Source organism: Actinomycetospora sp. CA-053990 (assembly GCF_050948445.1).
In the GTDB taxonomy this organism is placed as follows: Bacteria; Actinomycetota; Actinomycetes; order Mycobacteriales; family Pseudonocardiaceae; genus Actinomycetospora; species Actinomycetospora callitridis.
In genome coordinates this window covers 4,119,427-4,132,946 of record NZ_CP192043.1, presented here as the reverse complement: position 1 = coordinate 4,132,946, position 13,520 = coordinate 4,119,427, and the positions used below count along the sequence as shown (strand labels likewise).

Genomic DNA, 13,520 nt, shown 5'->3' with positions numbered 1-13,520 from the left:
CTCTCTGTTCCGCCGCGAAGGGCGCTCCGAAACCCTCAGCTCGCTCGGGCCGCGTCCGCGAACGCCCGGGCGGTCGCCGTCGGCGCCACGCGTCCCGACCACCCCATCACGATCGGCAGCGGCGCGGGGTCCTCGGCGATCGGGACGGCGGCCACCTCGTCGCGACCGCCCGGCTCGGGCTGCGCCAGCACCGTGAACCCCAGCCCCTGCCCGACGAGCGCCCGTGCGGTCTCGGCGTTGACGGTGCGGTAGCGGATGCGCGGGGACAGGCCGGCGGCCAGGCACACGCCGAGCGCGTGCTCGGAGCTCGGCGGCAGGTCGAGCAGCACCATCGGCTCGTCGACGAGGTCGGCGAGCGCGACGGGCGCCGACCCGTGCACCAGCCGGTGGTCGCGCGGGAGCACGAGGTGGGGCGTGTTCGACGACAGCGCGGTGAGCTCGAGGACGGGGTCGAGGCGGTGGTCGTAGAGCACGGCGACGTCGAGCTCGCCGTCGAGCAGGCCCCGCTGCAGGACGTCCTGCGACCCCTCGACGAACTCGACGCGCGCCCGCGGATGGCGCGCGGTGAACCGACCGATCGTCGCCGGGAGCAGCCCCGGGGCGAGCGTGGTGTAGCAGCCGACGCGGACGGTGCCGGCCACCTCGCCCGGGTCGCCGCCCGCGGCGTCGGCGAGCTCGTCGGCCTCCCGCAGCAGGCGCCGCGCCCGTCGCAGGGTCTCCTGGCCGGCCGGGGTGAGGCGGATGCCGTGGGCGCGGCGGCGCACGGTGAGCTGGGCGTCGAGGGCCCGCTCGAGCTCGTCGAGGGCGAGCGAGAGGGCCGAGGCGGACACGTGCAGCGTCGCCGACGCCCCGGCCAGCGTGCCCGCCTCGGCGACCGCGACGAAGTACGCGAGCTGCCGGAGCGAATACGCAGGATTACTCATGTATCAGCCCACATACCTGAACTTTACAAGGGATGTGGCGCGGCGCACCGTGGTGCCATGACCACCACGCTCGACGGCTCGGCGGGCGGCCCGACGGCCGATCCAGCCCCGCCGGCCCGCACCTACGACGTCGGGGCCTCCGACGAGGTCGCCGAGCGCGGCCGTCTCGTCGTCACGCTCGGAGGTGGACCGGACGCCGTCACCGTCGGCGTCTTCCGCTTCGGCGGCCGGCTCTACGCCTACGAGAACCGCTGCGCCCATCAGGGCGGGCCCGCCTGCCAGGGACGCATCGTCTCCCGGGTGCGCGAGCGGCTCGACGACCAGCAGCGCAGCCTCGGCACCGTGTTCGACGAGACGACGATGCACATCGTCTGCCCCTGGCACGGCTTCGAGTACGACGTCACCACCGGGCGCCACCCCGGCCGGCCGGACTTCGCGCTGCGCGGGGTGTCGGTCGACGAGGAGGGCGGGCGGATCCGTGTCACCGTCTGAGCGGGCGTCCCGCATCGCCACCCTGGTCGACGAGCTCGGCACGGAGGTCGACGCCGGGCTGGGCGACGGCGCGATCGCCGCGCTGGATCCCGACGTCGCCCGGCGCCTGTTCGCGGTGGCGGGGCGGCTCTACGCCGTCGCCGCCGAGGAGGGCGCGCACCCGCCGGCCGGGACGGACCTGACGCCCACCGAGTCCGTCGTGATCGCCACCGCCGCGCTGCGGGCGCACGACCTCAACCCCTTCGACCTCGCCCTGTGGTTCTCGAGGAGCACGTCATGACCATCGACGACGATGTGCGTCGCCTGCCCACGCAGGAGATCACCACCCACACCGACAGCCGCGAGATCCTCGCGAACGCGGCCCGCGACACCGAGCGCTACGCGCTCGACGAGTACTTCATCGTCGACGTCGACTCCCACCACGTGGAGCTGGACTCGTGGCCGGAGATCCTGAAGTACCTCGACAGCCCGGTCCTGCGCGACACGGCCGAGCAGATGATGAAGAACTGGCCGAACGCGGCGCGGCTGGCCCTCCACAACCACTCGCCGGGCCTGACGATGCAGGACGTCTCCGGGCGCATCCCGCACCAGGCCGCGCTGGGCGAGGAGACCCCGGGCACCGACAACGGCGCGCACCGCGACGTCACCCTCGTGCGCCGGGCGATGGACGCGATGTCGATCGACGTCCAGATCGTGTTCCCGCAGCCGATGCTCGAGACCGGCCTGCACCCCCAGCCGCAGATCGCCACCGCGCTGCTGCAGGCCTACAACCGCTGGTTCACCGCGGAGGTCCTCCCGCGCGAGCCCCGCATCAAGACCATGCTGGGCCTCCCGTTCGAGGACCCCGACGCGTGCCTGGCCACGGTCGAGGAGTTCGCCGACCACCCGGGCGTCATCGGCTTCCTCGTCACGAGCCAGCGCCACGCGGGCGTGCACCGCAACGCCTACATGCCGCTCTACCGGATGCTCGAGGAGCGCGGCCTGCCGATCGGCTTCCACGCCGGGCCCAACCAGGCCGACTCGATGACGTCGACGATGAACAAGTTCCTCTCGGCGCACGCCATGAGCTTCGTGACCTGCAACATGACCCACATGACCAACTGGGTCATCAACGGGATCCCCGAGCGGTTCCCGGGGCTCAAGACCATCTGGATCGAGAGCGGCCTCGCGTGGGTGCCGTTCATGATGCAGCGGCTCGACCACGAGTACTACATGCGCCAGTCCGACGCCCCGCTGCTGACGAAGCCGCCGTCGCACTACATGCGCGAGATGTTCTACACCTCGCAGCCCATGGAGTGGACCGACGACGCCCTGCTCGAGTCCACGCTGCGGGCCATCGACGCGCCGAACTCGCTGATGTACTCCTCGGACTGGCCGCACTGGGACTTCGACGTGCCCGGGCGCATCGCGTCCCTGCCGTTCCTCGACGACCACGCCAAGCGCAACATCCTCGGCGAGACGGCCCGGAAGGTGTTCGGGCTCTGAGGTCGGCGGGTCGTTGTCAGCATGGGGGCCATGCTGATGTTCAACGTCAGGAAATCCACCTCGATCATGTGACCGCTCCCGCCCGGCGCGAGAGATCCCTCGCTCGGCGCCCCGATCGCGGCGCTGGGTGGCACGCACAGATGAAGTGAGGCTAGCCTTCCTCGCATTCGGGTGAGGGAGGGGAACCGCGTGGCGCGGATGTCGGTGCTGCCGCTGCTGGAGGTCGTGGCGTCCGAGCGCCTCACTCCGCGCATGCAGCGCGTGACGCTCGGTGGCTCGGGGAGCCCTGCTCTCCGTGCGCTCGACGCCGTCCCGCCCGCCGCGCACGTGCGCCTGCTGTTCGCCGAGCCCGGCGCGCCCGTGGTCCTGCCGACCCCCGGGCCCTACGGCCTGAGCTGGCCCGACGACCACGCCCGGCCCTACGCGCGCAGTATGACCGTGCGCTCGCTCGACGGCGTCCGCGGCGAGATGACGATCGACATCGCGCTGCACGGCGACTCCGCGGCCGGTCGCTGGGCGACCGCCGCCCGCCCCGGTGACCCCGCCGGCATCGTCGGACCCGGTGGCGGGTGGACCCCGCCCGCCGACGCCACGGAGGTCCTGCTGGCCGGCGACGAGGCGGCCCTGCCCGCGATCGCCGCCCTGCTCGAGTGGCTGCCGAAGCACGCGCTCGTGCACACGGCGATCGAGGTGGAGGACGCCCTCGACGAGCAGGTGCTCGCCCGCCCGGTGCGCTGGGTGCACCGCGCGCGGGGCGAGACGCTCGTCGACGTCGTGCGTGCCCGGCCGGTCCCGGACGGCGCCGCCGCGTGGGTCGCGGGGGAGGGGCACGTCGTCAAGGCCATCCGCGAGACCCTGCGCCTCGGCCGGGGCCTGGGACGCAGCCACTGCCACGCCATCCGCTACTGGACGCAGGGCCGCTCCCACGAGGACTCGGAGAAGACCTTCGGCGTCGCCCGCGCGGAGGCCGCCCGCCGGGGCATCGAGCTCGTCACCACCCAGGACGTCCACGAGATGAGCTACGAGCTCATGACCGGCGGATTCCGGCTCCCGGTGGTCTGAACCGACGTCCCCCACATGATCCCCGCCCGTCTCGGGCAGACTCCCCGCACCGACGGTGGACCGAGGCGAGGGGTGGCGGGTGGCGGACGAGGGCGAGGTGATCGCCGAGCGCTACCGCGTCCGTACGCGCGTCGGGCAGGGCGCGATGGGCGTCGTGTGGCGCGCCGAGGACGAGCGCCTGCAGCGGGAGGTCGCCCTCAAGCAGGTGTCGCTGCCCGCGGGTGCCGACGAGGAGGCCCGCGACCAGGCCCATCGCCGGGTGTTCCGCGAAGCCCGGATGATCGCCCGCCTGCACCACCCGCACGCGATCGCGGTCTACGACGTCGTCGAGCACGACGGGCAGCCGTGGCTGGTCATGGAGTACCTGCCCTCGCGCAGCCTCGCCGAGGCGCTGGTCGCCGACGGGCCGCTGGACCCCGAGCGCGTCGCGCACATCGGGCGCCAGGTGGCCGACGCCCTGGCCGCCGCCCACGAGGCCGGGATGGTGCACCGCGACATCAAGCCCGGCAACGTCCTGCTCGCCGACGACGGCCTGGCCAAGGTCACCGACTTCGGCATCGCCCGCGCCGTCGACGACGTCACCATCACCTCGACCGGGATGATGGCGGGCACCCCTGCCTACCTCGCCCCGGAGGTCGCGCGGGGCGGGACGGCCGACTTCCGCTCGGACGTCTACTCGTTGGGCTCGACGCTCTACACCGCGCTCGAGGGCGTGCCGCCCTTCGGCACGGGCGACAACCCCCTCGCCGTCCTGCACCGCGTCGCCTCCGGCGAGTACGCCCCGCCGTCGCCGCGGGGTCCGATCACTCCGCTGATCGAGCACCTGCTGCAGCCCGACCCCGCGAGCCGCCCGGGCATGCAGCGGGTGCGCGGCGACCTCGCCCGTCTCGTCGCCGCCGAGGCCGGCACCGAGGAGGGGCCGGTCACGCCGTTCTTCGTGCGTCCCGAGACCCCGATGAGTCCGGGTCCAGGGCCGGGCTCCGGGCCGCCCACGCCCCCGCCCGTCCCGCCCGGCCCGTCCACGGGGTTCCCCAGCCGTCGGGTCCCGGCGGGCGTGCGACGCCTGCGCTGGTCCCGGACAGGGTCGTCGCCACCGAGCCGGCCGACGTCCCGCCCGCGACGCGGCCGGCGACGACGGCACCGGTCGCCGCGCGGGACCGCGACGACGCCACCCCGGACGAGGTCGCCCCCGAGGACGGCGGACGCCGCCGGCGCTGGCCGTGGGTCGTCGCGGTGGCGGCCGTCCTCGTCGTGGTCGTGGCCGTCGTGCTCGCCGCCCTGCTCGGGACTCCGGGCAGCCGGCCGGGCGCCTCGGTCTCCGGGAGCACCGCGTCGCCGGAGGCCGGCGGCGGGAGCGCGACGACCTCGGAGGCGGAGGCGGGGGCGGGGACCGGCGGCGCGCTCGCCGGCGGTCCGGAGGACCAGGCCCGCCAGCAGGCGATCATCGACTACTACGGCCTGCTGCCGAACCAGCTGGACGAGGGCTGGCAGCGTCTGACGCCCTCGTTCCGGTCCTCGACCGCGGGCGGGATCGAGAACTACCGCAGCTTCTGGGCGACGATCCAGCAGGTCACGGTGCGCGGGGTGTCACCCGCCGGCGGCGACGAGGTCGACGCCACCGTCACCTATCGCTACGCCGACGGCCGCGAGGTCGACGAGCGCACGGTGTTCCGGCTGGCCTTCGTCGACGGCATCTGGAAGATCGACGGGCAGCGGCAGGCGAACTAGCGCGTCGGGAAGGCTCCGCCGTCGTCGTCGGACTTCTTCGCCTTCTTGATCGCCCGCTTCTCCTTGAGGCTCTTGTCGGACTTCTTGGAGGAGGACTGGCGGGGGGACTTGTCGGACATCGGGTGCTCCCGGCGGTTCGGATCACGGTGGATCGAATCCGAGGGGGTTCACGCGCCGATCGTCGTTCCCGGATGCGACTTCCGGCGCTGCGCACCGGGTGGTCGCCCCGAATCTACCGCGCGGGCGTCCTCCGGGACAGGAACGCCGGGATCAGCCCGCGAACCATCCCGAGGGGGCGAGCCCGCCGCCCCCGACCAGCCGCGGGACGTAGTGGTCGGTGTAGATGCGCGCGATCAGCTCCCGTCTGCTGCGGACGCCGACCTTCGCGAAGATCTTCTTGAGGTGGTCCTGGACGGTGTAGGCCGACAGGTGCAGCCGCTTGGCGACATCGGCGGTGTCGACGCCCGCGAGGACGAGGCCGACGACGTCGCGCTCGCGGTCGGTGAGGCCGTAGGACGCGACGATCAGCGGGATCACCTCGGGCGGGCGGGCGTCCTCGAGGGTGACGACGACGTCGGTGCCGCGGTCACCCCGCCCCACCAGCGGTGAGGCGTGCGCGACCACCCAGCGCCCGGACCGCGACCGCAGGCGCGCCCGCGGCGGCGGCGCCGTCGGGTCGAGCGCGCGCCGACGGGCGGCGCCGACGATGGCGCACACGATCTGCGGCAGCGGCGCCTCCCCGAGCGTCCCGCCGCCGAGCTCGGAGATCCGGGCCTCGGCGCCGGCGTTCGCCGACACGACCTCGTCGTCGGCACCGACCACGAGGACCGCCGGACCGTCGCCGTCCCCGGCGGTCGCGAGATCGACCGCGCCGGCGACGAGACCGGCCCGCAGCCCCCGGGCGAACCCACCGGCCACGGAGCTGACGAACTCCTGCTCGGCGAGGGTGAAGGTGCGCCCGCCCTGGTGGAAGAGCGCGATCCCGCCCCACGTCGCACCGTCCGCGGCCAGGCCGGCGCGCAGCTCGTCGGAGTAGTCCCAGAGGGGCGAGAACATCTCCGCCCACCGTCGGGAGCGCGCGAGGTCGCCCCCGGTCTCGGTGCCGAGCGCCGTCACGGCGCCGGGACGCCGGGTCACCGCCCGGAAGTCGTAGACGTCGTCGACCTCGTACTCGTAGTACGACCACTGCAGGTCGTGGTCGTCGTCGACGTCGCCCCACTTGACCGTCGCCGTGACGAGCTCGGTGGCCGGGTCGAGCGTCGCGAGGCACGCCGCGGAGAACGGGAGCGCCCGTCGCAGCGTCTCGATCGCCGCCGTGCCGAACGTCGTCCAGTCCAGGCCCGCCGCGGCCAGCCCGTCGATCTGATCGCTCACCCGCTCGGCGCTCATCACGGTCACGTCACCCAGCGTAGTACCGACTGGGCCGGACGAGGTATCCCAGATTCCTGGGAGGGCAGCACACCAGGAGGCTGGGATGGGCGGGCGCGCCTCGACGCCGCACGCTTCTCCTCATGCCGAACCCGCAGCTCCTCGCCACGCAGAGGATCAACCCGACGACCTGGAACGCACTCTTCCGCTACGACCAGGCACAACTCCGCCCGGCACCGCAGCAGTTACTCACCGTCGCCGGCCAGGGCTCGATCGACGCGGACGGAGCGCTCCTGCACGTCGGCGACATGACGTCGCAGATGGCGCTCGCCATGGCGAACGTCGAGGACCTCCTCGCCGCCGGCGGCATGGACCTGCGCGACGTCAGCCGCCTCGTCGTCCACGTGACCGACATGGACGCCGCCCTCGCGGCCTACGGCGCGATCACCGAGCGGCTCGAGGCCCTCGACGCCTCCCCGCCCGCGACCCTCGTCGAGGTCACGCGCCTCGCCCTGCCCGGCATGGCCGTCGAGATCGACGCCACCGCCGGCCGCTGACCCCTCTCCCCACACCCACCCCGGAAGGACCCCCGTGACCACCTCCACCGCCCCCGCCGCCCTGCTCCCCGGCGACCCCGCCTTCGCCGCCGCCGTCGCCCCGTTCGTCACGACCCTGACCCCACGCCCCGATCTGGTCGTGGCGGCCCGCAGTCCGGGCGACGTCGTCGACGCGGTCCGGTGGGCGGGCGCCGAGGGTCGTCCCCTGACCGTCCAGGCCACCGGCCACCAGCTGCTCTCCGACCTCGCCGGCTCGGTGCTGGTGTCGACGCGCCACCTCGACGCCGTCCGCGTCGACCCGGAGGCGCGCACGGCCGTCGTCGGCGGCGGCGCGCAGTGGCACCAGGTGATCGCGGCCGCCGTCCCGCACGGCCTCGCCCCGATCTGCGGCTCGTCGTCGAGGGTCGGCGTCGTCGGCTTCAGCCTCGGTGGCGGGCACGGCCCGCTGTCGCGGGCGTTCGGCACGGGCGCCGACCAGGTCCGCCGCGTCCGCCTCGTCACCGCCGACGGCGTCGAGCGCGACGTCGACACCGACCGCGAGCCCGAGCTGTTCGCCGCGCTGTGCGGCGGCAAGACCGGCTTCGGGGTCGTCACCGAGATCGAGATCGCGCTGCACCCCGTGGCGCGCCTCTACGGCGGCGGGATCTTCTTCCCCGGCGCGGCGGCCCCCGAGCTGCTGCACGCCTGGCGGGAGTGGGTCACGACGCTGCCGGCCGACACCTCGAGCTCGGTCGCGCTGCTGCGCCTGCCCCCGGACCCGGCGCTGCCGCCGCCGCTGCAGGGTCAGTTCGTGGTGCACCTGCGCTTCGCGCACCTGGGGTCGGCCGAGGAGGGCGCCGCGCTGCTCGCGCCGATGCGCGCGGTCGCGGAGCCGATCGCCGACATGGTCGACGAGATGCCGTTCGCGGCGATCGACGCGATCCACGCCGACCCCACCGACCCGATGCCGATCTGGGACGAGTCGGCGACGCTCTCGGCGCTGCCCGCCGAGGCCGTCGACGCGCTGCTGGCCGTCGCGGGGCCGGGGGTCGAGACGCCGCTGGTGATGGCCGAGCTGCGCCAGCTCGGCGGGGCGATCGCCCGCGGCCCGGAGCGGGCGTTCGACGCCGTCGCCGGCCAGGACGCGGCGTTCAACCTCTACGCGCTCGCGCCGATGGTCCCGCCGCTCGCCGGGGTGGCCCCGGCCGCGGCCCGCGGGGTGGTCGACGCGCTGCGGCCCTGGTCGGTCGGCGGGCTGCCGAACTTCCAGGGGCCCGCGTCCGGCGGGCGGCTCGGGGCGCTGTGGGACGAGGAGACCCTCGCGCGCCTGACCGCCGTCCGCGAGCAGTACGACCCGCCCGCCATGTTCCGCACGGTCGGCCTGCGCTGACCCACCCGTGAGCGAAGTTCCCGGCTATAGCCGGGAACTTCGCTCACGTGCGCAGCGGATTCGGGACCCGGGCGACGCCGGCGGGCATGCTCGTGCCGGGTGAGGGCCCGCGCTCGAGCAGCGGGCGCAGCACCGTGCGGTAGGGCCAGATGTCGGCGTCCAGCAGGACCGCCTGCAGGGTGCCCCGGACCTTCGGGTCGGCGGTCCGCGCGACGGCGCCCTCGACAGCGCGCCGGATCGTCGCCCACCACCGCGGCTCCGGCGTGCCCGTGTGCCGGACGAGCGCGTCGACCACCCCGCCCAGCCCGACCTCGACGGCCAGGGTCGCGAAGAAGCCGATCAGTTCCGCCGGGGTGTCGAGCACCAGCGACTGGGTGCCGCCGGGCGTGAACCGGTAGCCCGGCCCGGGCACCGTGAGCCAGGCGGGGTGGACGCGCACGGCGTCGTGGTCGCGCAGGACGAGGCCCGTCGCGCGGGCGTCCAGGTCGAGCAGGACGTTCTGCCCGTGCATCTCGGGCAGGACGCCGTGGCGCAGGAACCCGATCCCGACCTCGACGACGGCGTCCACGACCGCCCCGAACACCGCCTCCGGGTCGCCGAGCGTCGCCAGCGGCCCGTCCCACGCGGGCGCGGACAGCGCGGCGAGCGGCACCCGATGCGACCCGGTCGGTGCCGGCAGCACGCGCAGCGCCGCGGCGAGGTGCCCGGGGCGGTCGTCGAACTCGTTGGCGCCGTCGGGACGGGCGAAGCCGGCCCAGGCGGTCTCGTCGGCCACGGCGACGCGGGCGGCGAGGACCGGGTCCGCGGCCAGCACGTCGCGCAGCACCCGCTCGCCGCGCTGCGCGAAGTCCAGCGAGCGGGCCCCGAGCAGCCGGGTCGAGCCCAGCGTCGTCACCCCGAGGGGCAGCTTGAGGTGCCGGCCGCCGCCGAGGTCGAGCGTCCGCAGCGACGACGTCACCCGGCCCTCGGTGACCCCGCGGTCCCCCGGGACGACGATCCCGTCGGCGATCTCGGCGGCGAAGGCGACCGGCAGCACGTGCTCGCGGTCGAAGGGGTGCACGGGGAGGACCCGGTAGCCGTCGGGGGCGTCGAGCAGGTCCGGGAAACCGCCGGCCCCGAACCGCAGGTGGTCGACCCGGACCGCGACCGCATCGACGCCGACGGTGCGCCCCGGTCCCCAGCGGGCGAGGTCGTCGGCACCCCACCCGGACACCGCCCGCGCCGTGGGGTGGAAGGGCCGTCCGCGCACCGCGGCGAGCACCTCGCCCAGGTTCTCGGTGAGGTCCCCGGACGGCGGGTCGAGGGCGTGGCCGACGGCCGTGTCGAGGTCCCGCGCCACCGCGTCGAGGTACGGGGCGTCGGGGGCCAGCAGCCGCAGGACCGCGGACGGTGAGGGCACCGGGACGCCGTCGAGCAGCACCGGGCCGTCGACGGACCGCGTGGCCTGCAGGACCCCGCCCGGCCGCGCCGGCCAGCTGAGCTCCCGGCCGTCAGGGAGCGCCACACGCACCCGCCCGGACACCAGCGGGGCGGACACGAGGCCCTCGGCGACCGCCGCGTCGAGCAGGTCGCGCATCACGAGCCGCTCGCTCACCGCGACAGGGCCACCCGCCTCGCCCGCGCCCGGTCGAGCCAGGCGTCGTCGTAGACGCGGTCCAGGTACCGGTCGCCGCGGTCGGGGAAGATCGCGACGATGCGTGCGGGCGGCACGACGTCGTCGAGCAGGCGCGCCACCGCGGTGACGACGGCCCCCGTCGATCCGCCCGCGAAGATCGCCTCGGTGGCCAGCAGCTCGCGGCACGCCTCGGCCGCGGTGGCGTCGTCGACGTGCTCGACGCGGTCGATCTCGTCGGGGGAGTGCAGCTCGGGCACGCGGCTGGAGCCGACGCCCGGCAGCTCCCGGTACCCGCCCCGGCCACCGAAGATCACCGAGCCGACGGCGTCGGCGGCGACGACCTGCAGCGGGTCGCACACCTCCCGCAGCCGGCGCGCGCAGCCCAGCAGGCTGCCCGTGGTCGACACCGCCCCGACGAGGTGGGTCGGCGGGACGAGGAGCTGGTCGACGAGCTCGGCGCCGGTGCCGTGGTAGTGCGCGAGCCAGTTCCGCTCGTTGGCGTACTGGTTGATCCACACGGTGTCGGCGGTGGTCGCGAGGATCTCGTGCACCCGCGCCAGGCGCGTGTGCAGGTACCCGCCGGCCTCGTCCGGCTCGTCGACGACCTCGACGTCCGCGCCGAGCCCTCGCATGATCGTCACGTTGGCGGCGCTGGCGTTGCGGTCGACGACGCAGGTGAACGCCAGGCCGTGCAGCTGCGCCGCCATCGCGACGGCGACGCCGAAGTTGCCCGAGCTCGACTCGACCAGCCGGCTGCCGGGCGGGATCGACCCGTCGGCCAGCCCGCTCGCCACGATGTAGCGGGCGGAGCGGTCCTTCATGCTGCCGCCCGGGTTCATCAGCTCGAGCTTGGCGAGGACCTGCACCCCCGGCCGGGCGAACAACCGCCCGAGCTCCACGAGCGGCGTCGCCCCGACCGTGTCGAGCACCGAGCCGTGGACGGCCTCGGGGCCCGGGTGGAGGGGGCCCGGGTCGAGGGGGCCCGGGTCGAGCTGCCCCGCATCGAGCCAGGCCAGGTCACCGGCGGGGCCCGGTCGGGGCCCACGGGCGAGGGTCACTCACACCTCCGTCGCGACGTGTCCGGACCGGGGCGGGAGATCCTCGCGGAGGACCCCCGCCCCGAACCCAGGCAACCCTAACCACGGGGGAGGGCGTGCCGATCGGGTGATCGACGGTGACCCGGAGGCGGGTCGGTCAGCCCGCGTTGTCCGGGACGTCCGAGGCCTTGACCGCGCCCCAGCCGTGCCAGCGGTCCACCTCGATCCACGCGGCCACACGGCCGCGGTCACGGATCGGGTAGGGCTTGCCGGTGTAGTGCTCCGAGCACCGGTCGATGATCGTCAGGTCGTCGTCGTCGGCCCACTCGACGATGTGGCCCTGGATGCTGACGTGGGTGTACCAGTCGTCCTCGGACAGGATCGAGATCGACACCCGCGGGTCCTTGTGCAGGTACTCGACGCGCTTGCGCGCCCTGTCCATGTTGACCAGCACCCGGCCGGCCTCCCAGAGGTACCAGGTCGGCACGGAGACCGGCTGGCCGTCGGGACGGACCGAGACGATCACGCTGGGGTTGGGCTTGCGCAGGAGTTCCTGCACCTCGTCGGGCAGCGGGGGCTTGGGCATGTCGTCCTCTCGTCGGGGGGTGGTGCACGGTCTCGGGCAGGAGTGCTCGATGAGCCCCGATCTCACACGCGCCCGGCCTCCACGGAGCGGCGGCGCACCACCAGGGCGCGCGCGACCACCGCCGTCAGTCCGAGGGCCACGACGACGAGGCCGTAGACCTCGGCGACGGGCCGCAGCCCGAGGTGCACGGTCGCGATGCCGGCGACCACCGCCGGGAGGCTGAACGCGAGGTAGGCGACGACGTAGGCGACGGCCATGAGCTCGCCGCGGGTCTCCGGGGCGGCGATCCGGGCGAGGGTGCCGAAGCAGCCCAGCGAGGCCATGCCGAACCCGACGCCGGCGACGACGGTGCCCGCGGCGGCCCCGAGCGGGACACCGAGCACGAGCCCGCCCAGCGTGACGAGGGTGCCGACGGCGAGCAGCCCGCCCGCCGGGGCGAGCAGCGTCGCGGGGGAGCGGCGCAGGACCGCGACGGCGGTGACCGCACCCACCCCGCAGAGCAGGGTGACGACGACGCCGCCGACGAGGTGGCTGCGCAGCCCGAGGATCTCGGCGGCCACCGACGGGCCGAGCGAGAGGTAGAGCCCACCGAGGGCCCAGCTCGCCGCCAGCGTCGGCACGATCGCGAGCACCTCGGCGCGCAGGCCCGCCGGGATGCGGACGCGCGGACGCAGCGAGGCGAGCGCACCGGTGCGTCGCGGGGCCGTCTCGGGCAGCAGCGCCAGGACGACGCCGACGACGGCGAAGCCCAGGAGCAGGACGGCGTAGACGAGGCGGGTGGGCGCCGGGGCGTACTCGACGAGCAGCCCGCAGCCCAGCGCGCCGAGCGCCAGGCCGATCAGCGGGGTCGTCGCGTTCGCGAGCCCGGCGCGGCGCGGGCTCAGGTCCACCAGCGTCGCCGCCATCGCGGTGATCGCCGCGCCGGTGGCCGCCCCCTGCACGGCGCGCGCGACGAGCAGCATCGTCACGTTCGTCGCGAGCAGGAACAGCACCACGGCCACGGTCTGGACGGCCAGCGCGACCGCCAGCACCGGCCGTCGCCCGACGTGGTCGGACAGGCCGCCGACCACGAGGAGCGAGGCGAGCAGGAAGACCACGTAGACCGCGAAGATCGCCGTCAGCGTCGCGGCCGAGAAGCCCCACTGCGCCTGGTAGACGACGTAGAGCGGGCTCGGGACGCTCGAGGCGGCCAGGAAGAGCACGACGACCCCGGCCACCGCGGCGAAGAGCCGGCCGCGGCGGACGGGGTCGAGGCTGTCAGCGGGTGCCGTCACCCACGACCGAACACCCGCGTCGTC

The 13,520-nt window shown here is 74.7% G+C and carries 15 protein-coding genes; 8 read left to right on the top strand and 7 right to left on the bottom strand.

The window, feature by feature from the left end; genetic code table 11:
• Positions 1 to 35: 35 nt before the first annotated feature.
• Positions 36 to 923, bottom strand: coding sequence for a LysR family transcriptional regulator (locus tag ACQPYN_RS21285; protein ID WP_433027267.1), 888 nt, complete (start codon positions 921 to 923; stop codon positions 36 to 38).
• A 57-nt stretch (positions 924 to 980) separates the two neighbouring features.
• Between ACQPYN_RS21285 and ACQPYN_RS21280 the strand changes: the two genes are divergently transcribed.
• The 6 genes from ACQPYN_RS21280 to ACQPYN_RS21255 all read left to right on the top strand — a co-directional run bounded on the left by ACQPYN_RS21280 (position 981) and on the right by ACQPYN_RS21255 (position 5,690).
• Positions 981 to 1,415, top strand: coding sequence for a Rieske (2Fe-2S) protein (locus ACQPYN_RS21280; protein WP_433027264.1), 435 nt, complete (start codon positions 981 to 983; stop codon positions 1,413 to 1,415).
• Entirely contained in the window at positions 1,402 to 1,695 is a 294-nt protein-coding gene (locus ACQPYN_RS21275) for a hypothetical protein (RefSeq protein WP_433027261.1), read from the top strand. The genes ACQPYN_RS21280 and ACQPYN_RS21275 overlap by 14 nt, the downstream gene beginning before the upstream one ends.
• On the top strand, positions 1,692 to 2,900 hold the full coding sequence (locus tag ACQPYN_RS21270; protein WP_328306143.1) for an amidohydrolase family protein: 1,209 nt from the start codon (positions 1,692 to 1,694) through the stop codon (positions 2,898 to 2,900). Before ACQPYN_RS21275 ends, ACQPYN_RS21270 begins: the two co-directional genes overlap by 4 nt.
• Positions 2,901 to 3,071: 171 nt before the next feature.
• Positions 3,072 to 3,962: a siderophore-interacting protein gene (locus ACQPYN_RS21265; protein ID WP_433027257.1), complete on the top strand. Its 891-nt coding sequence runs from the start codon at positions 3,072 to 3,074 to the stop codon at positions 3,960 to 3,962.
• 79 nt (positions 3,963 to 4,041) lie between these two features.
• Complete coding sequence (locus tag ACQPYN_RS21260; RefSeq protein ID WP_433027254.1) at positions 4,042 to 5,460, top strand: serine/threonine-protein kinase; 1,419 nt, start codon at positions 4,042 to 4,044, stop codon at positions 5,458 to 5,460.
• 86 nt (positions 5,461 to 5,546) lie between these two features.
• A complete protein-coding gene (locus ACQPYN_RS21255) occupies positions 5,547 to 5,690 on the top strand; it encodes a hypothetical protein (protein ID WP_433027251.1) in 144 nt (47 codons plus the stop codon).
• On the opposite strand, the gene ACQPYN_RS21250 is transcribed toward ACQPYN_RS21255, so the two are convergent.
• Together ACQPYN_RS21250 and ACQPYN_RS21245 are read right to left on the bottom strand one after the other, a co-directional pair.
• Entirely contained in the window at positions 5,687 to 5,809 is a 123-nt protein-coding gene (locus ACQPYN_RS21250; protein ID WP_433027248.1) for a hypothetical protein, read from the bottom strand. The genes ACQPYN_RS21255 and ACQPYN_RS21250 overlap by 4 nt on opposite strands.
• Before the next feature lie 151 nt (positions 5,810 to 5,960).
• Positions 5,961 to 7,079 (bottom strand): response regulator transcription factor, encoded by a 1,119-nt coding sequence (locus ACQPYN_RS21245; protein WP_433038977.1) that lies wholly within the window; start codon positions 7,077 to 7,079, stop codon positions 5,961 to 5,963.
• Between the two features lie 122 nt (positions 7,080 to 7,201).
• On the opposite strand from ACQPYN_RS21245, the gene ACQPYN_RS21240 reads away from it, so the two are divergent.
• The gene (locus ACQPYN_RS21240) at positions 7,202 to 7,615 is read left to right on the top strand and encodes a RidA family protein (protein WP_433027245.1); all 414 of its coding nucleotides are present in this window, start codon (positions 7,202 to 7,204) and stop codon (positions 7,613 to 7,615) included.
• Positions 7,616 to 7,649: 34 nt separating this feature from the next.
• Entirely contained in the window at positions 7,650 to 8,984 is a 1,335-nt protein-coding gene (locus ACQPYN_RS21235; protein WP_433027242.1) for an FAD-binding oxidoreductase, read from the top strand.
• 43 nt (positions 8,985 to 9,027) lie between these two features.
• Here ACQPYN_RS21235 and ACQPYN_RS21230 read toward each other — a convergent pair whose 3' ends face one another.
• The 4 genes from ACQPYN_RS21230 to ACQPYN_RS21215 all read right to left on the bottom strand — a co-directional run bounded on the left by ACQPYN_RS21230 (position 9,028) and on the right by ACQPYN_RS21215 (position 13,496).
• Positions 9,028 to 10,578, bottom strand: coding sequence for an IucA/IucC family protein (locus ACQPYN_RS21230; RefSeq protein WP_433027239.1), 1,551 nt, complete (start codon positions 10,576 to 10,578; stop codon positions 9,028 to 9,030).
• Positions 10,575 to 11,657: a 2,3-diaminopropionate biosynthesis protein SbnA gene (gene sbnA / locus ACQPYN_RS21225; RefSeq protein WP_433027236.1), complete on the bottom strand. Its 1,083-nt coding sequence runs from the start codon at positions 11,655 to 11,657 to the stop codon at positions 10,575 to 10,577. The genes ACQPYN_RS21230 and sbnA overlap by 4 nt, the downstream gene beginning before the upstream one ends.
• A 136-nt stretch (positions 11,658 to 11,793) precedes the next feature.
• The gene (locus tag ACQPYN_RS21220; protein ID WP_433027233.1) at positions 11,794 to 12,222 is read right to left on the bottom strand and encodes a PPOX class F420-dependent oxidoreductase; all 429 of its coding nucleotides are present in this window, start codon (positions 12,220 to 12,222) and stop codon (positions 11,794 to 11,796) included.
• Positions 12,223 to 12,284: 62 nt separating this feature from the next.
• The gene (locus ACQPYN_RS21215) at positions 12,285 to 13,496 is read right to left on the bottom strand and encodes an MFS transporter (protein ID WP_433027230.1); all 1,212 of its coding nucleotides are present in this window, start codon (positions 13,494 to 13,496) and stop codon (positions 12,285 to 12,287) included.
• Between the last annotated feature and the right edge of the window lie 24 nt (positions 13,497 to 13,520).